We start from the raw sequence: 22834 nt of genomic DNA, 5'->3' as shown, positions 1-22834 counted from the left end.
CCGCTCTTAACCCCCAAGTCTTGGCGATGGGTTAACCATCGGTCGGTTCGGGAGTTTCTTCGGATGGGGCGTCAATTTACCCACGACTTTCTTGGGAAGGGGGCTGGCGTCGAATCGGGGTGAGTGCCTAGATTGGCCTCATGCCTCATGCCGGTTTCGTTCCCCTTCGCGTCTTTTCTTCGTTCACCATGCTGGAAGGGGCGATAGATCCCAAGAAGATCGCCAAACAGGCCAAGGCCCTTGGCTTTCCGGCAGCGGCCATCACCGACCGCAACGGCCTTTACGGCTCCATGGCCTTTTCCGACGCGTGCAAGGGAGAAGGGGTGCAGCCGGTCATCGGCGCCATGATCGGCATCTCCCGCCCCGGTCGTCCGGCCAATGCCGCGCCCGTCCATGACTGGATCGCGCTCTATGCGCAGGATGCGGCGGGTTACGACAACCTCTGCGCGCTCGTTTCAATGGCGCATCTGGAGCGGCCGGTCGAGGAAGTGCCCCATATCAGTCTGGAGGTGCTGGAGGGGCGCACGGACGGCCTGATCGCGTTGACGGCTGGTGGGGAGGGGGCTTTGGCCCGGCTCTATGCCGAGGATCAACCCGACGCGGCACGGGCCTATGCCGACCGGCTGGAAGCGCTGTTTCCCGGGCGGCTTTATATCGAAATCTGCCGCCGCCTCGATCCGGTCGAGGGGAAGGCGGAGCCGGAACTGCTCGACCTTGCCTATGCGCGCAACCTGCCGTTGGTGGCGACCAACCCGACCTGCTTTGCCGAGCCGCATTTCCATGAAGCGCATGACGTGATGCTCTGCATCGCCGACAGCGCCTATGTGGAGACGCCCGACCGCCGCACCAGTTCGCCCGACGCGTGGATGAAACCGGCGGCGGAAATGAAGCGGCTGTTCGATGATCTGCCCGAGGCGTTGGCGAACACGCTGGTCGTGGCCCAGCGCTGCGCCGTTGCGGCGCCCAAGCGCAAGCCCATTCTCCCCAGCCTGGCGGGCGATATCGAGGGCGAGGCGAAGATGCTGCGCGACCAGGCCGCCGAGGGGCTGGAGGCGCGTCTGGCCAAGGCGGGCATCGCCGGAGAGGAGGCGCGCCAACCCTATTTGGACCGATTGAAGTTCGAGACCGACATCATCATCCAGATGGGCTTTCCCGGCTATTTCCTGATCGTTGCCGACTTCATCAAATGGGCGAAGGAGCAGGATATTCCGGTGGGGCCGGGTCGTGGTTCGGGCGCAGGATCGGTCGTTGCCTGGGCGCTGACGATCACCGATCTCGATCCGCTGGAACTGGGGTTGCTGTTCGAACGCTTCCTCAACCCGGAACGCGTGTCCATGCCGGACTTCGACATCGATTTTTGCGAAACGCGGCGCGGCGAGGTGATCCGCTACGTCCAGCAGAAATATGGCGCGGATCATGTGGCGCAGATCATCACCTTCGGTAAGTTGAAGGCCCGTGCCGTTCTCAAGGACACGGGCCGCGTGCTCCAGATGAGCTATGGCCAGGTCGACCGCCTCGCCAAGCTGGTGCCCAACCATCCGACCGATCCCTGGACGCTGGAGCGCTCATTGAACGGCGTGGCGGAGTTCCGGGCGGAATATGACAATGACGGGCAGGTGAAGCGCCTCATCGACTATGCGATGAAGCTGGAGGGCTTTCCGCGACACAGTTCCACCCACGCGGCGGGCGTGGTGATCGGGGACCGGCCTTTGTCGCAGCTTGTGCCGCTCTATCGCGACCCGCGTTCCGACATGCCGGTGACGCAGTTCGACATGAAATATGTCGAGGGCGCGGGGTTGGTGAAGTTCGACTTTCTCGGCCTCAAAACCCTGTCGGTGTTGCAGAAGGCCGTGCAATTGCTCGGCGGGCGGGGCGTGGAGATCGATCTCAACAGCCTCAGTTGGGACGATCCGGCCGTTTATGAACTGCTCCAGCGCGGCGATACGGTGGGCGTGTTCCAGCTGGAATCGGAGGGCATGCGCAAGACGCTGGCCGCCGTGCGTCCGACCAATTTCGGAGACATCATCGCGCTGGTATCGCTCTACCGCCCCGGCCCAATGGACAATATTCCGATGTTCGGCCGTCGCAAGAACGGTCAGGAAGAGATTGAATATCCTCATATTCTCCTGAAGCCGATCCTCGAAGAGACCTACGGCATCTTCGTCTATCAGGAACAGGTGATGCAGGCCGCGCAGATACTAGCGGGCTATTCGCTGGGCGACGCAGACCTTCTGCGACGCGCGATGGGCAAGAAGATCAAGGCGGAAATGGACGCCCAGCGCGCCCGCTTCGTCGAAGGCTGCGCCAAGAGCGATATTGCGGCCGGCAAGGCGAATGAACTGTTCGATTTGATCGACAAGTTCGCCGGCTATGGTTTCAACAAGAGCCACGCGGCGGCTTATGCGTTGCTCGCCTATCAGACGGCGTGGCTGAAGGCGCATTATCCGGCGGAATTCTACGCCGCGTCCATGGCCTACGATATTCACCTGACCGACAAGCTGACGGTGTTCGTCGACGATATGCGGCGCATGGGGCTTGGCTGTCTTGCGCCCGACATCAATCGCAGCCTTGCGGATTTCTCGGTCGAGGCGGTCGAGTGTGAAGGGGATGATCCACGTCTGGGCTTTGCCGTGCGCTATGCGCTGGGCGGACTGAAGGGCGTGGGTGAGAAGGCGATGGAGCAGCTCGTTGCGGAGCGCGATGCCGGCGGCCCGTTCACGTCGCTGGACGATTTTGCCGACCGGATCGAGCCGCGCCTGCTGAACCGGCGACAGTTGGAGAGCCTGGCGGCGGCGGGGGCGTTTGACGGCGTTCATGCCGACCGGGCAGGCGTACATGCTGCGGCCGAGACGATATTGAGCGTGGCGTCCAGCGCGGCGGAGGCGCGGGAAAGCGGACAGGGCGGCCTCTTCGGAGACGTCGAGACGCCTCATGCCGATGTCCGCATCCCGCCGCATCAAACCTGGTCGACGGCGGATCGGATGGCGCAGGAAAAGGACGCCTTCGGCTTTTATTTCTCCGCCCATCCGGTGGACCGCTACCGCCATCTGGCAGAGGCGCGGGGGGCGAAAAGCTATGGCGCGATCTGCGCTGAACCGGTGGCGGAGGGTGGCCGCGCCAATGGCGTGATGGCTGCCATGGTCGAAGATGTGCGCTGGCGCGAAACCAAGCGTGGGGCACGTTATGCCGCTGCCACCTTCTCCGACAGCAGCGGGCAGTTCCAGGCAAGCTGCTTCGATGAGGATGCCTGCAAGGCCATCGAAGACATGGCGCGGGAGGGCGATTGTGCCTTGCTGCTGGTGGAATTGGACCGCCTGCCCGGCGAAGAAACGCCGCGCGTCACCATTCGCGGGGTTGAGCCGTTCCGCCAACTGGCCAACAGTTCGCGCATGGAACTGGTGGTTGATGTCAGCGATGTGGCAGCGGTCGAGGCATTGGCGCAATTGCTGGCGCGTGCCAAGGGCGGGCGGAGCGAGGTGTTCCTTCGCGCGCCCGTTGCTAATGGCAAGGCAGCACGATTGTTCCTGGGCGATGATTATCTGGTCGGTGCGGATCAGGTCGATGCCATCGCGCTGATCCCCGGTGTGCGCATTGGCCGCTTCGAACGGATGGAAGCGAAAGCTGACGGTTATCGGGCACGCAACAGACGGTCGGGATTACGGCTCGTCGGTTAAAACAAGCACAGTTGATCGCCCTGCGGCGGCCGGAACAGGTCGGTGCGCAGCGCCAAACGCTCGCTCCCCAACCCTGCGCGCTTCCGGGCTTTCAGGAAGCGCGCGCGGATAAGATCGGCCCAGACGCCCTGTCCCCGCATGCGACTGCTGAAATCCGGGTCATTGTCGCGCCCGCCCCTCATATCGTGAATGATCCCCATGACCTTGGCGGCGCGGTCGGGATAATGCGCTTCCAGCCAGGCCCGAAACAGCGGAGCGACCTCATGCGGCAGGCGGACAGGAATATAGCTGACCTCGCGTGCTCCGGCCTCTGCCACGCGGGCGACAAGGGCTTCAATCTCATGGTCGGTGATCGCCGGGATGATCGGGGACAGGCTGGCGACGACCGGCACGCCTGCATTTGAGAGCTTGCGAATGGCGTCGAGCCGGCGCAACGGATGGGGAGCGCGCGGTTCCAGCGTCCGGGCAATGGCAGGGTCGAGGCTGGTGACGGAAATCATCACGGAAACAAGTCGCGTCCGTGCCATGTCAGCGAGAAGATCGATGTCGCGCAGAACGCGGTCGGATTTCGTGGTGATATAGACGGGATGCCGACATTCCCGTAATATTTCAAGGCATTGCCTGGTGATCCTCCAATCTTTCTCGATCGGTTGATAAGGGTCCGTATTGGTCCCCATGGCAAGCGGCGCAACGATATAGGATTTGCGCGACAGTTCGGCCTTCAGCAATTCGGCGGCATTGGGCTTGGCGAAAAGGCGTGTTTCGAAATCCAGACCCGGCGACAGGTCATGATAGGCATGGGACGGGCGCGCAAAGCAATAGATGCAGCCATGTTCGCAGCCGCGATAGGCGTTGATCGATTGGCTGAAGGCAATGTCCGGCGATTTGTTGCGGCTGATGATGGTGCGCGGCTGTTCGACCGTCACATGCGTCTTGCGGCGCGCCGTGGGACCGTCGACTTCCTCCAGCGCGTCCAGCCAATCGCCATCCGCGATCCGCTCCGGCACATGGAACCGGCGGCTTTCGCCGTTCAGCGTCGCGCCTCTGCCCTTCTCAACAGCCATGGGCAGATTAGAACATAAAGAGAACATATTGACAAGAGGGCGAGGCCCTCTCCGTCAACGTTCGGTCAGGCGCGGCATCAATTCGACGAAGTTGCAGGGCCGGAAGCGGCTGTCGAGTTGGCTTGCGAGGATGCCGTCCCATGCATCCTTCACTGCACCGGTCGAACCGGGGAGGGCGAAGATATAGGTGCCACGCGCAACGCAGGCGGTGGCGCGCGACTGAATGGTGGACGTGCCGATGGTTTGATAGCTCAACCAGCGGAAAAGTTCGCCAAAGCCCGGAATTTCCTTGTCTTGTACCTGGGCCAGCGCTTCGGGCGTGACGTCGCGTCCGGTGACGCCGGTGCCGCCGGTCGTAATGATGCAGTCGATCTGCGGGTCGTCGATCCAGGCGTGAAGCCGGGCGACGATGGCGGCTCGCTCATCCCTCTCGATATAGCGGGCGGCGAGGACATGGCCGGCGGCGGTGATCCGCCCCGCCAATATGTCGCCCGAACGATCGTCATCGGCTGTGCGGCTGTCGGAAATGGTGAGAAGCGCGATCCGAACCGGCAGGAAGTCCCGGCTTTCGTCGATGGGCATCAGTCCGAACCACCCGCGATGCTGGCGCTTGCCATCGGCATTCTGGGAGTCAGACGCACCAGTCGCGTCCCCTTGGCGCCCGGAAAGGTCGGCCACAGTCCCTGCGCCATGCCGGCGAGCGAATCCGCGCTGCCCTTCGCCTGAATCTGATACATCCAATAGTTGCGCATCACGATGTTCACATAGGCGCGGGTTTCATAATAAGGCAGGGATTCGATGAAGAGCAGCGGATCGCCATTGTCCTTCACTTCGCTGTTCCAGCGCTCCACCGGCACCGGCCCGGCATTATAGGCTGCCATCACCTTGGGCAGCAGCCCGCCGGTCGCGCTCATATCGCGCAGATTTTCCAGATAGCGCTGACCATATTCCATATTGGTCGATGGCACGAAAAGCTGGTCGGAGGAGGAGAGGCCCATGAGGTTGCCGGTGCTGGGCAGCACCTGCATCAGGCCGCGTGCGCCGGCGCTGCTGACGACATCGCGGCGAAAACCCGATTCCTGCAATGTATGTGCATAGATCAGCGCGGGATCGACCCGCCATCCGCCATCGGGCCGCCAATCGGGCGCGGGGAAGCGCGCGAAGCTGGCCGGCTGCTTGCCCGCTGGCCCGTTATGCGCCAGCCAAAGCTGGGTTTCCGGCAGGTTCAGCGCGCTCGCCAGACGAAGCAGGGCGTCATATTGCCCGGTGCCGCCGATCCGCGCCTGATAGCGGAGCAACTGATCGGCCCGCCCATTTTCTCCGATCGCCATGAGCGTAATCGCCGCGCGGACATTGGGGCTATCCTTGAGCTGTTGCCATTCGACAGAACCGAAGCGGGCCGCCACGGGAGCGCCGCCCAGCGGCAAAGCGAGCGTCTCGCGCGCCAGCAGACCGTAGAAGCTTTCATTCGACCGTGCGGCCATCTTCAGCAGATTTTCGACCTTTTCCGGCTCGCCGCAGACCATATAGGCCCGGGCCGCCCAATAGGCGCCTGCTGCCCGCATGTCGGCATTGCCCGCCAGCGCCGCGACATTGCCGAAAGCGGGGGCCGCGGTGCGGCAATCATTTTGCCGCCAGGCTGCAAGGCCGGTGGTCCAGTGGGCCTGAACCGCCCAATCCCCACCGCTGCGTCCTTCCAGAGCCTTGCCGGCCATGCGTCGTGCATTGGCGTCGTCGCTCTCGATATAATAGGCCCAGGCAACGCGCTGGCGTACTTCGGTCAGTCCTTCCGGGGTCAGCCCGGCCTCGCCCGTCGTCAGCAGCGCTTCCGCCCCGGCGGGATCGTCATTCTTGATGAAGGGCTGGATCTGGCCGACCAGCGTCTGCGCCAGCATGTCGGTCTTGACCGCAGGTACATATTCGCGGCGCGGCGCGCCGCCCAGCCAGACCATTTTCTGGATTTGCGGCAGGGTCGGCAAGATCGTCGCGCCACGCTTCTGCGCGAGACGGGAAAGCTGGTCCGCCTTGTCGAGCCAGGGCGCCTTGTTGATCAGGTCGAGCAGTTCGAACAGTTCGACGCGCGGCGAGTTTTTCGCGAGATAGAGTTCGGCGAGCGCGACCGGGCGCATCGCGTCCTGAGCGTCCAGCGCCAGCGCCAGCGCCTTCGCATCGATCCATCTCTGATCGCGCAAGGCACCGAAAATGGCGGTGTAGCGCGCCTTGTCGGCGTCGCCGATCTGCAATGGCAGGGATGAAGAGGCGTTCGAAAAAGACGGTACGGAAACGGCCGTATCGGCATGTGCAGGCATGGCAGCCGACAGGGCGGCGGCCATCGCCAGGCAGGATGAACGGATAACAGCGCGAATCACTGGGGCATTTCCTCGACCAGACTCTGCAATATACGCCAACATTCCGCCTTTGCCGCAGGTTGACCGAGCAACAGACGCGGATGAAATGTGGCAAAGGCGGGCATAGTGCCGCCATCATGGTTAAAAATCGGTAAACGATGTTCGTCCTGCGACATCAGCGCCCGGATCGTACGATCTCCCAGCAGCAGAAGGCGTTGGGGCGCCGCCAGCATCACATGAGTGCGCATGCGCGCCGCAGCCGCCGTCAGGTCCGATGCCTCGACCATGCCGCCCGGCGGGCGTGACAGGAGAAGCGATGCGAGATGGACCTCCTGCCGCGTCAGTCCGATGGCGCGCAACATGGCATCGAACAGCTCTCCGGCCCTGTCGGCCAGCAACCGCCCGGTGCCGATGTCGGCAGGATCGGGCATGTCGGTGACGATCATCAACGGCGCGTTGACCGGTCCTGTGGGGACAATCGGTGCTCCGGGCCACCGGCGTTCGGGCTGGCCGGCGTCCTCGGCGAGCCAGGTCAGGAACGCATCGAAACTTTGCGGACGCGGTTGGTCGGGGCTTTCGGGAGCGGCATCAAGCGGCTGGATCTGCGCCGGAGCCGGTCGCAGCCAGTTGGTCGGCATTTCGCCGACCGCGCAATCCACGCCGGCCAAATTCCACCACGCCAGATAGGCGTCGGCGGTTTCCGCCTCATTTTCCAATAGTGATCCCCGCATCGATTGTCTTGGGCCAGAGGTTGACGCCGTGGTCAAGAATCTTCATCGCGCTTGATGGCAAAACGTTTGGGACATGCGGCGACCGGATCGGAGAGGGAACCGGGGGCGCCAGCAAAATGGAGGGAATATGAGCGAACGGGATTCGATGCCCTATGACATCGTCATCGTTGGCGGGGGACCGGCTGGCTTGTCATCGGCGATCCGGCTGAAGCAGCTGGCGAACGAGGCGGGTCAGGAATTGTCGGTGTGCGTGCTGGAAAAGGGGTCGGAAATCGGCGCCCATATCCTGTCGGGCGCGGTCGTCGATCCCAAGGCGCTGGACGAGTTGCTGCCGCAATGGCGCGACATGGGCTGCCCGATGGCGGAAACCCCGGTGACGGACAACCAGCACTGGTTCCTGACCAAGGGCGGCAAGATGGCCATGCCGCACATCATGACGCCGGGCTGGATGCACAATAAGGGCACCTATACCGGATCGCTGGGCAACCTCTGCCGCTGGCTGGCCGAACAGGCCGAAGGGCTGGGCGTCGAAATCTTCCCCGGCTTTGCCGCAGCGGAAATCCTCTACAATGAGGATGGCTCGGTAAAGGGCGTGGCGACCGGCGACATGGGCATCGATCGCGAAGGCAATCGCAAGCCCGACTATCAGCCGGGCCTCGAACTGCACGCCAAATACACCTTCTTCGCTGAAGGCGCGCGTGGCCATCTGACCAAGATCCTGAAGCGCCAGTTCGCGCTCGACGCCGATTGTGAGCCGCAGGTCTACGGCATCGGCATGAAGGAATTGTGGGACATCGATCCCGCCAAGCACAAGCCGGGCCTCGTCATCCACACCCAGGGCTGGCCGCTGACCGATGCCTATGGCGGCGGGTTCCTCTATCATCAGGCCAATGGGCAGGTGGCTTTGGGCTTTGTCGTGGGTCTGGGCTACAGCAATCCCTATCTCTATCCGTTCGAGGAATTTCAGCGCTGGAAGCAGCACCCGGAAATCCGCAAATATCTGGAAGGCGGCCGCCGCGTGTCCTATGGCGCACGCGCGATCAACGAGGGCGGCTGGCAGTCGATCCCGAAACTGGCTTTCCCCGGCGGCGCGCTGATCGGCTGTTCGGCGGGCTTCGTCAACGTGCCGCGCATCAAGGGCACGCACACCGCCATGAAGTCGGGCATGCTGGCCGCCGAATCCGCCTTCGCGGCGATTCAGGCCGACCGTTCGAGCGACGTTCTGGCCGATTACGAGCCGACCCTGCGGTCGAGCTGGATCGCCACCGAACTGCAACTGGTCAAGAATGCCGAACCGCTGCTGAGCAAATTCGGCAACACGATCGGCACGATGCTGGCGGGCATCGACATGTGGATGCGCACGCTGAAGATCGGCCTGCCCTTCACGATGAAGCACAAGCCCGATTGCGAGAAGCTCGCGCGCAAGGATCATGCCCGGAAGATCGACTATCCCAAGCCCGACGGCGTGATCAGTTTCGACCGTCTGTCTTCGGTGTTCCTCAGCAACACCAATCATGAGGAGGATCAGCCGGTCCACTTGCAGTTGAAGGACCCGTCGGTTCCGATCAGCTACAACCTGCCCCTTTATGACGAGCCGGCGCAGCGCTATTGTCCGGCGGGCGTCTATGAAGTGGTCGGGCTGGACGAGGGCAATCCCCGTTTCCAGATCAACGCGCAGAACTGCGTCCACTGCAAGACGTGCGACATCAAGGACCCGACCCAGAATATCAACTGGGTCGTGCCCGAAGGCGGTGGAGGGCCGAACTATCCCAATATGTAGGCGTCTGTTTGCTGCGACGATGGTGATGCTGCCCGCCGCGGCGGGCGCATCGCTCGATCCTGCGAGCGCATTGCACGCGTATATGCGGGGGCGCCTGGCCGATGGCGAAGGCGCTCCCGGCATGGCGCTCAGCAGCTATCGGCAGGCGCTGGGGCAGGACCCGGCGAGTCCGGAGGTGGCCCGGCGATCCTATTTTCAGGCCCTGATCAGCGGCGACAGGCCGTTGGCGCTCAAGTCCGCCGCCATATTGGAGCGCGAGGGGCTGTTGCCGCGCGACGGCACCCTGCTCCAGATCGGCGATGCGCTTGGGCGCAAGGATTGGACATCGGCGCGGCGCCTTGTCGATCGGCTGGTGGAGGAGGGGAATTTCGCCTTTCTCGCGCCGATCGTCCGAAGCTGGATCTCGCTCGGCGAAGGGCATTATGCTCCGCCGACGATCGATGTCGATGACCGTTTCGCCTCGCTCGGCAAGCGTTATGTCGACGAGCATCTGGCGTTGCAGGCGGTCGGCCGGGGCGATCTGGAAACCGCGCAGACAGCGATCCATCGCGCCCTGGCCCTGCGGATCGGAGATGCGGCGGAAATGCGCCTGCTGTTCGCCGGGCAATTGGCGGCGCGTGGGGCAAGCGCGCAGGCTCTCGCGCTGCTGCCGGCGGGTGAAGCAGATCTGGCGCAGGCGAGGGCGGACATCGCCCGTGGCAAATCCCTGTCCCAATGGGGCAGGCCCTTCACGGCGGCCCAGGGTTTTGCGCGCCTTGTCGCGCGGCTCGGCGCCGACATCTCGACAGATGGCAGCACGGGAACGCTCGGCATCAGGCTGGCGCGCATTGCCGGCTTTTCGGACCCAGAGGGACCCGCCATCCATCTGATCGCGGCCAGCCTCCTGACGCGTGGCAAGCATCCCGCCTATGGCGTGGACGAAGCGCGCAGGATCGCGCCTGCCGGCTGGTACGGCGCGCTTGGACAGGAAGAACTGGTCGAGGCGTTGGCGGCATCGGGCAGGCAGGGCGAGGCCATCGAACTCGCCCGCAAACTGGCCGCCGCGCCCGATGCCCAAGCGGAACGCCATGTGCAACTGGGCCGGTTGCTGACGGAAGAGAAGGATTATGCCGGCGCGGCCGTGGCCTTCCGGGCGGCGCAGGCGCGCTATCCCGACAATGCCGTTCCCTGGGCGCTGCTGCTGTTCGAGGGGAGTGCGCTGGAGCAGGACGCGCGCTGGAGCGAAGCGCGGGCGGTGCTTGAACGGGCAGCCCGGATCGCGCCGGAAGAGCCTGCCATACTCAATTATCTGGGCTATGCGCAGATCGAACGGCGGCAGAATATGCCCGAAGCGCTCAATCTGTTGAAACGGGCCAGCGCGCTCAAGCCGGATGATGCCTCGATAACCGATTCGCTCGGCTGGGCGCAATTCGTGACCGGCAATCTGGACGCTGCGGTGCCGATTTTGGAGCGGGCGGCGGCGGGGGCGCCCGCCGATGTGACGATCAACGAACATCTGGGCGATGCGCTTTGGGCGGTGGGGCGGCGTTATGAGGCGCGCTATGCCTGGCGGGCGGCTGCCGTTTTCGCCGAAGGGGCGGCGGCGGGCCGCCTGGCCGCCAAGACGATAGAGGGGATGAAACCGGACTATGCCGCACGTTGACGCGGAAATGCTGCCAGTGCCCTCGACGGCCCAATGGGTGGAGACGGCTTTCGCCAAAGTGAACCTGGCCCTGCATGTCCGGGAAAGGCGGTCCGATGGCTACCATGCGCTGGAAAGCCTGTTCGTCTTTGCCGAAGCGGGGGATCGGCTCTCCGGCCATGAGCGATTCGATGGGATGGTCAGCCTGCGCGTCGAGGGACCTTTTGCCGATGCGCTGGACGCCGGTCCGGACAATCTGGTGATGAAGGCCGCCCACGCCCTGCAGGCCCATATGCGCGAAGAGCGCGGCGCTGCGATGGTGCTCACGAAGAATTTGCCGGTGGCGTCGGGCATTGGCGGCGGTTCGGCGGATGGGGCGGCGGCGCTGCGCCTGCTGGTGCGGTTGTGGAATGTCGATATCGCGCCTGAGATGCTGGAAGAAATCGCCCTTTCGCTGGGCTCCGATGTCCCAGCCTGCCTTGCGAGCGTGACGCAGACGGTGCGCGGCCGTGGCGAATTGTTGCAGCGGCAGACGGTCGCAGGACTGCCCGGAACGCCGATGCTGCTGGTCAATCCGGGCATAGGCGTTTCGACGGCGCGCATTTTCGGGGCCTGGGACCGGATCGATCGCGGTCCGTTGAGGGCGGCCGATCTGGCGGAGCTCATCGCCGAGGGACGCAATGATCTGGAGCCGCCCGCGATGGAAGCAGCGCCCGTCATCGCGGATGTGCTCGCCGCTCTGCGATCCTGCGAGGGGGTGAAATTGTCACGCATGTCGGGATCGGGCGCGACCTGTTTTGCGCTGTTCGACACGGACCGGCATCTGGCTGCGGCGGCTGTGGCGCTGCGGGCCCGACACGGCCATTGGTGGATCGCGGAAACGAGGATCAGGACGGAATGAGCGAGGCTTTTACCGAGATTGTCGGCGGCGATCTCGACCTGTTGATCATCGCCGATCACGCCTCCGCCCATGTCCCGGCGGATGTCGATCTCGGCATCGACCCGGCGCTGCTCCACGATCATATCGCGATCGATATCGGCGTTGCGGAGGTGAGCGCGCGCCTGGCCCGGCAATTGGGCTGCACCGCGATATTGGGCGGCGTGTCGCGCCTGGTGATCGATCTCAACCGGGAAGACGACGCGCCGGGGCTTCTCCCGGTGATGAGCGACGGCCATGCCATTCCCGGCAACCGCCACGCCGATCTGGCAGAACGGATGATCCGCTTCCACCATCCCTATCATCACCGGATCGGAGGATTGCTGGACGCCATGGGATCGCCCTTCATCCTTTCGGTCCACAGCTTCACCCCCCGGCTTGCCAGCGATCCTGATCAGCAACGTCCCTGGGACATCGGCATTCTCTATAATGAGGATGATCGGGCCGCCCGCATCGCCATCCCCCTGCTGGAGGAAGCGGGGTTGAAGGTCGGGGATCAGCTCCCCTATTCCGGCAAGCTGCTGAACGCCACGATGAACCGCCACGCGGAGGACAATGGCATTCCCTATCTCGGTATAGAGATGCGGCAGGATCTGGTGGGTGATGCCCAGGGCCAGGCCCGCTTCGCCGAGATATTGGGACCCGTCGTGCTGGCATGCCGCAGCCGGCTGGCATGAAACAGCCGCAGTTTTGGGGCGGATTGCTGCTCAGCCTGCCGCTCATGGGATGCGGCGACCAATCCCGCTCCGAACATGTCCAGCCAACCATCGAATGCGCCATCGGCGCCGGTACGGAGTGGAGCGGCGATTGCCCGGTCGAACGCGATGGCGATATTGTGACCGTTCGCCATGCCGACGGAGGTTTTCGCCGCTTCCGGATCATCCAGAATGGCCACAGCCTGATGCCGGCTGACGGGGCGGAGGAATCGAGCAGCCGCAGGGTGGACGGGGACAGGATCGAACTCAGCATCGGTCAGGATCGCTATCGCCTGCCCGCACGATGGATCGAGGCGTTGAAATGAGACATGAAGCAGTCCTGACCGCCGCGCAGATGCGGGCGGCCGAGCAGGCGGTCTTTGCCGCCGGTGTGCCCGAATATGAGTTGATGGAACGCGCGGGCGCGGCAGCGGCGGAGTTCATCTGGCGGGCGGGCGGCAAGCGGGACCTGCTGGTCCTTTGCGGCCCAGGCAATAATGGCGGCGATGGGTTCGTCATTGCGCGGCTGCTGCGGGCGCGGGGCGTACCTGTGCGGGTGGCGGCTCTGGGCGAAAGCCGCACGCCCTCCAGCCTGAAGGCGCGGGCCGGGTGGACCGGACCGGTGGAAGATATTTTCCAGGCGGCGCCAGCCACGCAGGTCGTCGACGCGCTGTTCGGCACGGGACTGTCGCGCGGGCTGGACGCCCATCTGGCCGACCGCTTCTGCGCGCTCACCGGGCAGGCGAGCTTCAGCTATGCGGTCGACCTGCCAAGCGGCGTCGACACGGATGGAGGAGCGCTCCTGTCCTCCGTTCCGAATTTCGGCGTCTGCATTGCCTTGGGGGCGCTCAAGCCAGCCCATCTGCTTCAACCGTCCGCAGCCTGCTGGCAGAGGCTGGTCTGCGCCGAGATCGGCATCGACTTGTCGGCGGCGACGATCCATCGCCTTCCCGCGCCGCAACTGTCCACGCCGCACCCTTCGGATCATAAATATAGCAGGGGCCTGGTTGCAGTGGTCGGCGGGGAAATGGCGGGGGCGGGCGTGCTTGCCGGCCACGCCGCCGCGCATTCCGGGGCGGGGATGGTCCGGCATCTGCTATTGGATGCGGCAGGCGGCGGACCGGATGCCATCGTCACGCAAAGCGCCGGCGGCGCTGGCGATGTCGCGTCGTTGCTCGGCGACGCGCGGCTCAGGGCCGTCCTGGTCGGACCGGGACTGGGCCGTGGTCAGGACGCATCCGACAGGCTGAAGGCGGCGATGGCGAGCGGGCACCGGCTGGTTCTGGATGCCGATGCACTGACCCTGCTGTCCCTGGACGCTGTTCCGGCCGGCGCAATCCTGACCCCGCATGAGGGCGAATTCGTCAGGCTGTTCGGGGATTTGCCGGGCAGCAAGATCGACCGGGCGCTGGAGGCGGCCCGGCGGGCCGGCGCGATCCTGATCTACAAGGGCAGCGACAGCATCGTCGCCGCGCCCGATGGCCGCGCGATGATCGCTTCGGGCAGTTCCGCCTGGTTGTCGACGGCGGGAACGGGGGATGTGCTGGCGGGATTGGTGGCGGGACGACTGGCCGTAACGGGGGAAGGATACCGCGCGGCCTGCGAGGCGCTGTGGCTCCATGGCGAGGCGGCGCGACGGGCGGGAGCCGCTTTTGTCGCGGACGATTTGCTTGCGGAGCTGCCAGCGGCTATCGCCTCGCGCCTGTAACAAGGCAAGAGCGTGACTGACACCGAAACCGACCTTATCGTCCGCATCGCCGCCAAGGGCGACGGCGTAACCGTTCATGGCCGCCATATCCCGCTAAGCGCGCCGGGCGACCGTATCGCGCCTGACGGAGCGATCCTGCGTGGCCCGCACCATGTCGACCCGCCTTGCCGCCATTTCCCGGCCTGCGGCGGATGCGAACTGCAGCATGTCGACGAGGCCAGCTTTTCCGATTTCGTCACGGCGCGCGTGATCGGGGCGCTGGCGGGGCAGGGGGTAAAGGCGGATACCGTTCTGCCGCCGCACATTTCGCCCCCGCGCACGCGACGGCGCGCCTCGCTGCGGGCGAGTCGTCAGGGGCGCAAGGTGGTCATCGGTTTTGCGGAAGCGGGAAGCCATGCGCTGATTGACCTTTCGATGTGCGAGATACTCGATCCCCGCTTGTTCGCGCTGCTGGAGCCGTTGCGGGGGCTGTGCGGGACGATCCTGCCGGATCGACGGGCGGCGCATGTCCGCATGTCACTGACCGATCAGGGGATCGACCTGCTGCTGGAGGGCGTGAAGGTCGAAGGACTGGCGGCGGATGAAGCATTATCGGCATTCGCGCAGGACCACGCGCTGGCGCGGCTGACCATCGACGAAGGAGACGGCCCACAGACGCGGTGGGAGCCGGAACCCGTGACCGTCAGCTTCGGCGGCGTGCCAGTGGCCTTTCCGCCTTTTGCCTTCCTTCAGGCGACCCCCGATGGGGAAGCGGCGCTGGTGGGAACCGTCCGCGATGCCCTGCCGGCACAGGGCGCCGTGGCCGATCTGTTCTGCGGTCTGGGCACGTTCGCGCTGGCGCTGGGGGAGGTCCGTCCCGTCTATGCGGCGGAGGCAGCGCGCGATCTGGTGCTGTCGCTCAAATCGGCCGCCAACCGCGCGCGACGGCGGTTCGTGGCGGATCATCGCGATCTGTTCCGCCGTCCGCTGACACCGGCGGAACTGGACCGCTTCGCGGCCATCGTCATCGATCCGCCCCGGGCTGGCGCCAGGGAACAGGTCATGCAGATCGCAGGCTCGGCCGTTCCGCTGGTCGCTTATGTGTCCTGCAATCCGGCCAGCTTCGCGCGCGATGCGGCGCATCTGGTGGGCGGCGGTTATCGGCTGGAGAGCGTGCGCCCGGTTGGGCAGTTCCGCTGGTCGACCCATGTGGAACTGGTCGGGATTTTCCGGCGCTGAGACGATTAATCCCCCGCCGCATGGAAACGCGGCGAGGGATTTTCATCCTCTCACAAGAGGAGGCTTGAGCCTCTACCCCAGCTTGATGACAGTTGCGCGACGGCGGACCGGTGCGGCATCGACATAGAGGCTCGCCATCGGCTCGTCCTCGACCTCGACGATGGTTTCCGACGTGAAGCCGTTGAAACCGGTGCGCATCGCCGCGCCATAGGCGCCGAGCATGCCGATCTCGATATAGTCGCCGGCCTGCACGTCCTCAGGGAGCATGAAGGGGCCGACCATATGGTCCATGTCGTCGCAGGTCGGACCGTAGAAGGAGAAGCCGGTCAGTTCCGCCTCGCTCTCTTCCTCGCGCAGCAGGGCCACGGGGAAGCGCCAGCCGATATGCGCCGCATCGAACAGCGCGCCATAGGCGCCGTCGTTGATGTAGAGTTCCGTCCCGCGACGGCGCTCCACCCGCACGATGATCGAGCTATATTCCGCGGACAGCGCGCGGCCGGGTTCGCACCACAGTTCCGACGAATAGCTGACCGGCAGGCTTTCGAAGCCGCGATGGATCGCCTCGAAATAATTTTCGAGCGCCACCGGTTCCATGCCCGGATAGATGGACGGGAAGCCGCCGCCGACATCGATGATGTCGACCGTGACCGCCGCATCGACAATCGCCGCGCGCACGCGCTCAATCGCGTCGCTATAGGCTTGAGGCGACATCGCCTGGCTGCCGACATGGAAGCAGATGCCCAGCGCGTCGGCTGCCTGGCGGGTCGCCATCAGCAGTTCGCGGGTCTCGCCCAGTTCGGCGCCGAATTTCGAGGCAAGGCTGAGTTCCGAATGTTCGGACGAAACGCGCAGACGCACGCACAGCTCAAGGTCGGTCGCATCATTCGTGGCGCGCATGATCTTGGCCAGCTCGTCGAGCGTATCGAGCGAGAAGGTGCGCACGCCATGGACGTGATAAGCCTCCGCAATCGCTTCCTCGGCCTTGACCGGGTGCATGAAGCAGAGCTTCGCCTGACCTTCCAGCGTCTCGGCGACAAGCCGCACTTCCGCGATGGACGCCACGTCGAAATGCGTGATGCCCGACGCAAACAGCGTACGGATCAGATCGGGAGACGGATTCGCCTTGACCGCATAGAGCGAGCGCCCCGGAAACTTCTCGGCGAAGAATCGGGCGGCCCGGGCCGCAGCCTGGGGACGAATCAGCGTTACCGGTGCTGCCGGTGTGAGGGCGGTCGCTACCCCCAGCGCGCTATGGTGCTTGTGCAACTCAAGGGACCTCCAGTGTAGTCGTGGCAATCAGCTGCCTTGCGGTGGAAGTCCCATGGGGCAGCGGAACGGCGATATATGCGGCGGGGGTCCCCCTGTAAAGCGCGTGTGTAAAATTTGTTGCGCTTGCCGCTACGAAACGTGCGTCAGGAGAGACGGCTCTTGAAGTCTTCGTACGAAAACTGGCGGATTTGCTTGAGTTCGTCGGTTTTCGAGTTCCACAGCCAGATGGCGGGCAAGGGCACGCCGTTGAATGTGTTGGTCTTTACCATGGAGTAATGGGCCTGATCGAGGAAGGCGATCCGCCGTCCCGGAGTCGCGCCGCCGGGGATTCGATAGTCCCCGATGATGTCTCCCGCGAGACAGGAGGGACCGCCGAGTCGGGTGGGCTGGCCGTCCGCTTCCTCATGCAACATGGCCGGGCGATAGGGCGCCTCGATGACGTCGGGCATGTGGCAGGTGGCCGAGATGTCGGTGATTGCGACCGGCATCCCATTGTCGATGACGTCCAGGATTTCGCCGATCAAAATGCCCGCGTCGAGCGCCATGGCTTCGCCCGGCTCGATATAGAGTTCGAGGCCGGTCTGCGCCTTGATCCGCTGGAGAAACGCGATCAGCAGGTCGATCTGATAGTCCGCGCGGGTGACATGATGCCCGCCGCCGAAGTTCAGCCATTTAAGGCCGCCGACATGCGGCATGACGCGGGATTCTATGGCGGCCCAGGTGCGATCCAGCGGCAGGAAATCCTGTTCGCACAGATTATGGACGTGCAGGCCGTCGACGCCCTCCAGATGTTCAGCCGTCAGTTGGTCGATCGGGAAGCCCAGACGGCTATGCGGCTGCGAGGGGTCATATTTGGGCACCTCGCCCTCCGCATGGAGGGGATTTATGCGCAGGCCGATGTCGAAGTTCACACCGTTCATGCGCGCTTCGTCGATGACGGGCTTCATGCGCGCGATCTGCCCGGGGCTGTTGAAGATCACATGGTCGGAGATTTTGAGGATCTCGGCCAGATCGTCGGACTTGTAGGCGGCGCAGTAGGTGGCGATTTCGCCCCGATATTCGTCATGGGCGAGGCGGGCTTCATAGATGCCCGAGGCGCAGACGCCGTCGAGATATTCACCGATGACGGGACCAAGCGACCACATGGAGAAAGCCTTGAGCGCGCCCAGCACCTTGATGCCGGCGCGGTCGCCTATGTTGCGCAGGACCGTCAGGTTGCGACGCACCGCAGCCTCATCCACCACGAACGCGGGCGAGGGGACACGGTGCAGATCGAAATGCGCGAAGGCGGCGGGATCGCCGGCTTTGGTTTCCATGGCAATACTCCGTCACCCCAGCACCGGCTGGGGTCTCAGGCGGGAGGGCACGGCATAGCAGCACGAGACCCCAGCCTGCGCCGGGGTGACGGACTGATGGCCGTCAAAAGTCGAGCGGCGCGTCCAGTTCCTTCACCTGCCAGGGCAGGCCGTGCTTGTTCAGCATGTCCATGAAGGGATCGGGATCGAACTGCTCGATGTTGAACACGCCTTCTCCCTTCCACGCGCCGGTCAGCATCATGGCGGCGCCAATCATCGCCGGAACGCCGGTGGTGTAGCTGACCGCCTGATTGCCGGTTTCGGCGTAGGCATCCTCATGGTCGCAGACGTTGAGGACATAGACGGTCTTCTGCTTGCCGTCCTTCATGCCGGTCGCGATGTCGCCGATGTTGGTCTTGCCCTTGGTCGTGGACCCAAGGCTCGACGGTTCGGGCAGCACGGCTTTCAGGAACTGGAGCGGGATGATTTCCTGACCGTTGTAGATGACCGGATCGATGCGGGTCATGCCGACATTCTGGAGCACTTCGAGATGCTTCAAATAGGCATCGCCAAAGGTCATCCAGAAACGGATGCGCTTGATTTCAGGATAGAATTTGGCCAGCGATTCCAGTTCCTCATGATACATGAGGTACATGTTCTTCTCACCGACCTGATCGAAGTTGAAGGTCTGCTTGTGCTTGAGCGCGGGGCCTTCGACCCATTTGCCGCCTTCCCAGTGGCGCGATGGCGCGGTGACTTCGCGGATGTTGATTTCCGGGTTGAAGTTGGTGGCGAAATGCTGGCCATGGTCGCCGCCATTGCAATCCAGAATGTCGAGCGTGTCGATCCGGTCGAGCAGATGCTTCTTGATGTAGCTGGCGAACACGCTGGTGACGCCGGGGTCGAAGCCCGAACCTAGCAGCGCCATGATGCCGGCTTCCTTGAAGCGCTCCTGATAGGCCCATTGCCAGCTATATTCGAACTTGGCGGTGTCGCGCGGTTCGTAATTGGCGGTGTCGAGATAGTCGACCTTGGTCGCAAGGCAGGCGTCCATGATCGCCAGGTCCTGATAGGGCAGGGCCAGGTTCACGACCAGCCTGGGCTGGACCTTCTCGATCAAGGCGATGGTTTCGTCGACATTGTCGGCATCGACCTGCGCGACGTCGATGGTCACGCCGGTCCGGGCCTTCACCGATTCGGCCACTTTCTCACAGGAAATGATGCGGCGGCTGGCGAGCGTGATATGGCTGAAAATGTCAGGATTCATCGCCATCTTGTGAACCGCGACAGAACCCACGCCGCCCGCGCCAATGACCAGAACCTTGCTCAATTCAACTGCTCCATAGCTGCACCGCGCCTGACGCGCGAAAGCGCCCATATAGGGGCTGTGCGTGACAGCGCAAAGTCAGTCTGTCAGAAGCTGGCGCCGTTGACCTGTTTGATCTTGAGCGCATCGATGTCCACCTCGGGCACGCAGCGCAGATTGATGGCGCGCATCGGCCCGTCAGGTGACTTGCCTTCCGCAAAGGACTGGGTCCCACAGATGGTGCAGAAGCGGTGCGTGATATTGTGCTTGTAGAATTGATAGTCGGTCAGTTTTTCCTCACCGCTGTCGAGCGTGAACTGATCGGCGGGCACGAAAGTCAGGACAAAGCCCTTGCGGCTGCAATGAGAACAGTTGCAGGTCATCGCTTCGGTTGGCGCGTCGGCGTCGACGGTGAAGGTGACGGCACCGCAATGGCAGCTTCCGGTGTAGGGCATGGCGGCTCTCCTGTCTGGGCCGAGGAATAGATGCGTTGATGCGGGAATGGAACGGCTGATCTGGCGAAGGGTTTCCAACGCTCTCCCTCGATATGACGGATTGGCGCGGGTCTAGCGTGTCACCTTTATCACCCAAATCCTGTTATGTGCACAAACGCCGTAGCCCTTCCACGGTATCCGCCTCCCCCGCAGGCTTGTCGCGCCGGATGCGGGCGATCCGGGGAAAGCGCATGGCGAGCCCCGATTTATGCCGCTTGCTGTCGTGGATGCTGTCGAAGGCGACCTCCAGCACCAGCGACTTTTCCACCTCCCGCACCGGGCCGAAGCGGTTCACCGTATTTGTCCGCACGAAGCGATCGAGCCATTTCAGTTCCTCGTCGGTGAAGCCGCTATAGGCTTTACCCACGGGCAGCAGTTCGCCTTCCTCGGTCCAGCACCCAAAGGTGTAATCCGAATAGAAGGATGAGCGTTTGCCGTGGCCGCGCTGGGCGTACATCATCACGCAGTCGGCGGTCAGCGGATCGCGTTTCCATTTATACCAGAGCGCGGCCTTGCGCCCCCCGACATAGGGGCTGTCGCGACGCTTGAGCATCACGCCTTCGATGGCGGCATCGCGGGCGCCCGCGCGGATGTCGGCCAGCGTTTCGAAATCGGGCGCTTCGATCAAGGCGGAGATGTCGAAGCGGTCGGGGTCGAGAGCCGACACGACGGTTTCAAGGGCCGCTCGCCGCTCGACCCATGGAAGCAGGCGAAGGTCCTCGTCGCCGTGGAGCAAGATGTCGTAGAGGCGGACGAAGGCGGGGTAGTCGTTCATCATTTTCGCCGTCACCGCCTTGCGGCCCAGACGCTGCTGGAGGGCGTTGAAGCTGGCGGCCTCTCCGCCCTGGAACTCGCCTTTCACGAGCAGTTCGCCGTCCAGGACCGCATGGGTGGTGAACGCTTCCGCAATCTCCGGAAAACTGCCGGTGATGTCGTCCCCCGCGCGGCTGTAGAGGCGGGTTTCGCGCCCTGTGCCGACGATCTGGATGCGGATGCCGTCCCACTTCCACTCGGCGGCATAGTCGGTAAGGTCGACGCTCTCGACCTCCAGCGGGTGGGCGAGCATGAAGGGGCGGCAGAAGGGCGTGCCTGCGGGATCGGGGCGCTCGGCCCTTCCTTCCGCCCAATCGAACAGCGCCGCATAGGGCGGGGCGAGCGCGTGCCAGCATTCCTCCACATCGTCGACGTCGAGGCCGAAGGCTTGCGCGAAGCCGGTCTTGGCGAGACGGGCGGAAATGCCGACGCGCAGTCCCCCGGTGGCGAGCTTGAGAAGCGCGAAACGGCCCGATGCATCGAGATGGTCCATCATCCGGGCGAGGGTGGCAGGAGCGGAGGCGCGGCTGGTGGCGTGGAGACGCTCGACGATGGCGGACAGGGTGAGGGCGCCGTCATCCATTTCCGGGGGCTGATCCTCCGGCTTGGGCCAGAGCAGGGCAACGGTTTCGGCAAGGTCGCCGACATAGTCGCGGCTCATTTCGAAGAGGATCGGATCGACGCGGGCACGCGCCATTTCGGCGATGGCGGAGGCTTTGACGGCTTTCAGGTCCAGATTGCCGGTGAGCGCCGCCAAAGCCCAGCCCCGGTCCGGGTCGGGCGCCGTGCGCATATAGCTGGCGATCAGGTTCAGCTTGCCGTTGCGTGAGCGGGTATAGACCAGCCCGTCGAGCAATTGGGAGAAGGCGCGCATTACCCCTCCTCCTCATCCTCGCGCCCGACAAGGGCCAGCGCACGGGCACGCATCTGGTGCGTCATGCACCAGTGGAGCAGCGCTTCCTCCCGGCCATGGGTGATCCATGTTTCGTGGGGAGCGACTTCCCGGATGGTGTCGGTGAGTTCGTCCCAATCGGCATGGTCGGAAATGACCAGCGGCAGTTCGATATTGCGCTGGCGAGCGCGCTGTCGGACGCGCATCCAGCCCGATGCCATGGCGGTGATCGGATCGGGCAGGCGCCGGCTCCAGCGGTCATTGAGGGCGGACGGCGGCGCCACGACGATGCGTCCGCGCATATCCTTGGCGGGAAGGCCGGTGGCTGGGCGGAGATCGCCCAACTCGACGCCGAACTGCTCATAGAGAGCGCACATTCTTTCGAGCGCGCCGTGAATGTGGATGGGGTCCTTATGCCCCCTTCCGCGCAGTTCGCAGATCAGGCGCTGGGCTTTGCCAAGGGCGTAGGCGCCGACAAGAACGCAACGATCGGGATTGGCGTGCAGTGCGGTGAGGAGGCGGTCGACTTCGCTGCCGGTGTCGGGGTGGCGGAACACGGGCAGGCCGAAGGTCGCCTCGGTGACGAATATGTCGCAGGGGACCGGCTCGAACGCCTTGCAGGTGGGATCGGGGCGCCGCTTGTAATCGCCGGTGATAACGACGCGCTCGCCTGCATGGGACAGGACGATCTGGGCGGAACCCAGCACATGGCCGGCGGGCACGTAACGGATGGTGACGCCGTTCATGCGGATTTCCTCGCCATAGGGAACTGCCGTGCCGGACGCCGTGCCGTAGCGCAGGGCCATGATGGCGAGCGTTTCCTGCGTGGCCCAGACATGACCATGTCCGCCCCGCGCATGATCGGTATGGCCATGGGTGACAAGGGCGCGTTCCCGGGGCGTGGAAGGATCGATCCAGGCGTCGGCGGGGCGGACATAGATGCCGGTCGGGTGCGGTTCGATCCAATGGGCCATGGTGGAATTAACAAG

The 22834-nt window shown here is 64.1% G+C and carries 18 protein-coding genes; 8 read left to right on the top strand and 10 right to left on the bottom strand.

Going from position 1 to position 22834, the window contains the following annotated elements; genetic code table 11:
• Positions 1-140: 140 nt before the first annotated feature.
• A complete protein-coding gene (dnaE, locus tag F7P65_RS08875; protein WP_150291380.1) occupies positions 141-3674 on the top strand; it encodes a DNA polymerase III subunit alpha in 3534 nt (1177 codons plus the stop codon).
• Here the strand turns inward: dnaE and F7P65_RS08870 are convergent.
• From F7P65_RS08870 to F7P65_RS08855, 4 genes are read right to left on the bottom strand one after another with little or no spacing between them, the layout of a single operon-like run.
• On the bottom strand, positions 3671-4738 hold the full coding sequence (locus F7P65_RS08870) for a PA0069 family radical SAM protein (protein WP_150291379.1): 1068 nt from the start codon (positions 4736-4738) through the stop codon (positions 3671-3673). The genes dnaE and F7P65_RS08870 overlap by 4 nt on opposite strands.
• A gap of 54 nt (positions 4739-4792) precedes the next feature.
• The gene (gene moaB, locus F7P65_RS08865) at positions 4793-5320 is read right to left on the bottom strand and encodes a molybdenum cofactor biosynthesis protein B (RefSeq protein ID WP_150291378.1); all 528 of its coding nucleotides are present in this window, start codon (positions 5318-5320) and stop codon (positions 4793-4795) included.
• Positions 5320-7107, bottom strand: coding sequence for a lytic transglycosylase domain-containing protein (locus F7P65_RS08860; RefSeq protein WP_150291377.1), 1788 nt, complete (start codon positions 7105-7107; stop codon positions 5320-5322). Before F7P65_RS08860 ends, moaB begins: the two co-directional genes overlap by 1 nt.
• Entirely contained in the window at positions 7104-7817 is a 714-nt protein-coding gene (locus tag F7P65_RS08855; RefSeq protein ID WP_150291376.1) for a uracil-DNA glycosylase family protein, read from the bottom strand. Before F7P65_RS08855 ends, F7P65_RS08860 begins: the two co-directional genes overlap by 4 nt.
• Before the next feature lie 127 nt (positions 7818-7944).
• Here F7P65_RS08855 and F7P65_RS08850 point away from each other — a divergent pair, with 127 nt between their 5' ends.
• The 7 genes from F7P65_RS08850 to F7P65_RS08820 are packed head-to-tail and all read left to right on the top strand — an operon-like array spanning position 7945 to position 15776.
• A complete protein-coding gene (locus F7P65_RS08850) occupies positions 7945-9597 on the top strand; it encodes an electron transfer flavoprotein-ubiquinone oxidoreductase (RefSeq protein ID WP_150291375.1) in 1653 nt (550 codons plus the stop codon).
• A 19-nt stretch (positions 9598-9616) separates the two neighbouring features.
• Positions 9617-11239 carry a tetratricopeptide repeat protein gene (locus F7P65_RS08845; protein WP_150291374.1) on the top strand — a complete coding sequence of 541 codons (1623 nt, stop codon included), beginning with the start codon at positions 9617-9619 and terminating at the stop codon, positions 11237-11239.
• Positions 11226-12119 (top strand): 4-(cytidine 5'-diphospho)-2-C-methyl-D-erythritol kinase, encoded by an 894-nt coding sequence (locus F7P65_RS08840; protein ID WP_150291373.1) that lies wholly within the window; start codon positions 11226-11228, stop codon positions 12117-12119. The genes F7P65_RS08845 and F7P65_RS08840 overlap by 14 nt, the downstream gene beginning before the upstream one ends.
• Complete coding sequence (locus F7P65_RS08835; protein WP_150291372.1) at positions 12116-12832, top strand: N-formylglutamate amidohydrolase; 717 nt, start codon at positions 12116-12118, stop codon at positions 12830-12832. Before F7P65_RS08840 ends, F7P65_RS08835 begins: the two co-directional genes overlap by 4 nt.
• The gene (locus F7P65_RS08830; RefSeq protein WP_150291371.1) at positions 12829-13176 is read left to right on the top strand and encodes a hypothetical protein; all 348 of its coding nucleotides are present in this window, start codon (positions 12829-12831) and stop codon (positions 13174-13176) included. The genes F7P65_RS08835 and F7P65_RS08830 overlap by 4 nt, the downstream gene beginning before the upstream one ends.
• Positions 13173-14558 carry an NAD(P)H-hydrate dehydratase gene (locus F7P65_RS08825; protein WP_150291370.1) on the top strand — a complete coding sequence of 462 codons (1386 nt, stop codon included), beginning with the start codon at positions 13173-13175 and terminating at the stop codon, positions 14556-14558. Before F7P65_RS08830 ends, F7P65_RS08825 begins: the two co-directional genes overlap by 4 nt.
• A 12-nt stretch (positions 14559-14570) precedes the next feature.
• Complete coding sequence (locus tag F7P65_RS08820; protein ID WP_150291369.1) at positions 14571-15776, top strand: class I SAM-dependent RNA methyltransferase; 1206 nt, start codon at positions 14571-14573, stop codon at positions 15774-15776.
• A gap of 72 nt (positions 15777-15848) precedes the next feature.
• On the opposite strand, the gene F7P65_RS08815 is transcribed toward F7P65_RS08820, so the two are convergent.
• The 6 genes from F7P65_RS08815 to F7P65_RS08790 form a co-directional block, all read right to left on the bottom strand.
• Positions 15849-17042, bottom strand: coding sequence for a type III PLP-dependent enzyme (locus F7P65_RS08815; RefSeq protein WP_150291368.1), 1194 nt, complete (start codon positions 17040-17042; stop codon positions 15849-15851).
• Between the two features lie 146 nt (positions 17043-17188).
• Positions 17189-18361, bottom strand: coding sequence for a carboxynorspermidine decarboxylase (locus tag F7P65_RS08810; RefSeq protein ID WP_150291367.1), 1173 nt, complete (start codon positions 18359-18361; stop codon positions 17189-17191).
• Between the two features lie 103 nt (positions 18362-18464).
• A complete protein-coding gene (locus F7P65_RS08805) occupies positions 18465-19670 on the bottom strand; it encodes a saccharopine dehydrogenase family protein (protein WP_150291366.1) in 1206 nt (401 codons plus the stop codon).
• An 83-nt stretch (positions 19671-19753) separates the two neighbouring features.
• The gene (locus F7P65_RS08800) at positions 19754-20101 is read right to left on the bottom strand and encodes a GFA family protein (RefSeq protein ID WP_150291365.1); all 348 of its coding nucleotides are present in this window, start codon (positions 20099-20101) and stop codon (positions 19754-19756) included.
• Between the two features lie 142 nt (positions 20102-20243).
• A complete protein-coding gene (locus F7P65_RS08795) occupies positions 20244-21827 on the bottom strand; it encodes a cisplatin damage response ATP-dependent DNA ligase (RefSeq protein WP_150291364.1) in 1584 nt (527 codons plus the stop codon).
• Positions 21827-22819, bottom strand: coding sequence for a ligase-associated DNA damage response exonuclease (locus tag F7P65_RS08790; protein WP_150291363.1), 993 nt, complete (start codon positions 22817-22819; stop codon positions 21827-21829). Before F7P65_RS08790 ends, F7P65_RS08795 begins: the two co-directional genes overlap by 1 nt.
• Between the last annotated feature and the right edge of the window lie 15 nt (positions 22820-22834).

This window comes from Sphingobium estronivorans, from assembly GCF_008692605.1.
GTDB lineage: Bacteria > Pseudomonadota > Alphaproteobacteria > Sphingomonadales > Sphingomonadaceae > Sphingobium > Sphingobium estronivorans.
The sequence above is the reverse complement of the archived record's forward strand: the minus strand, read 5'-3'. Positions and strand labels throughout refer to the sequence as shown.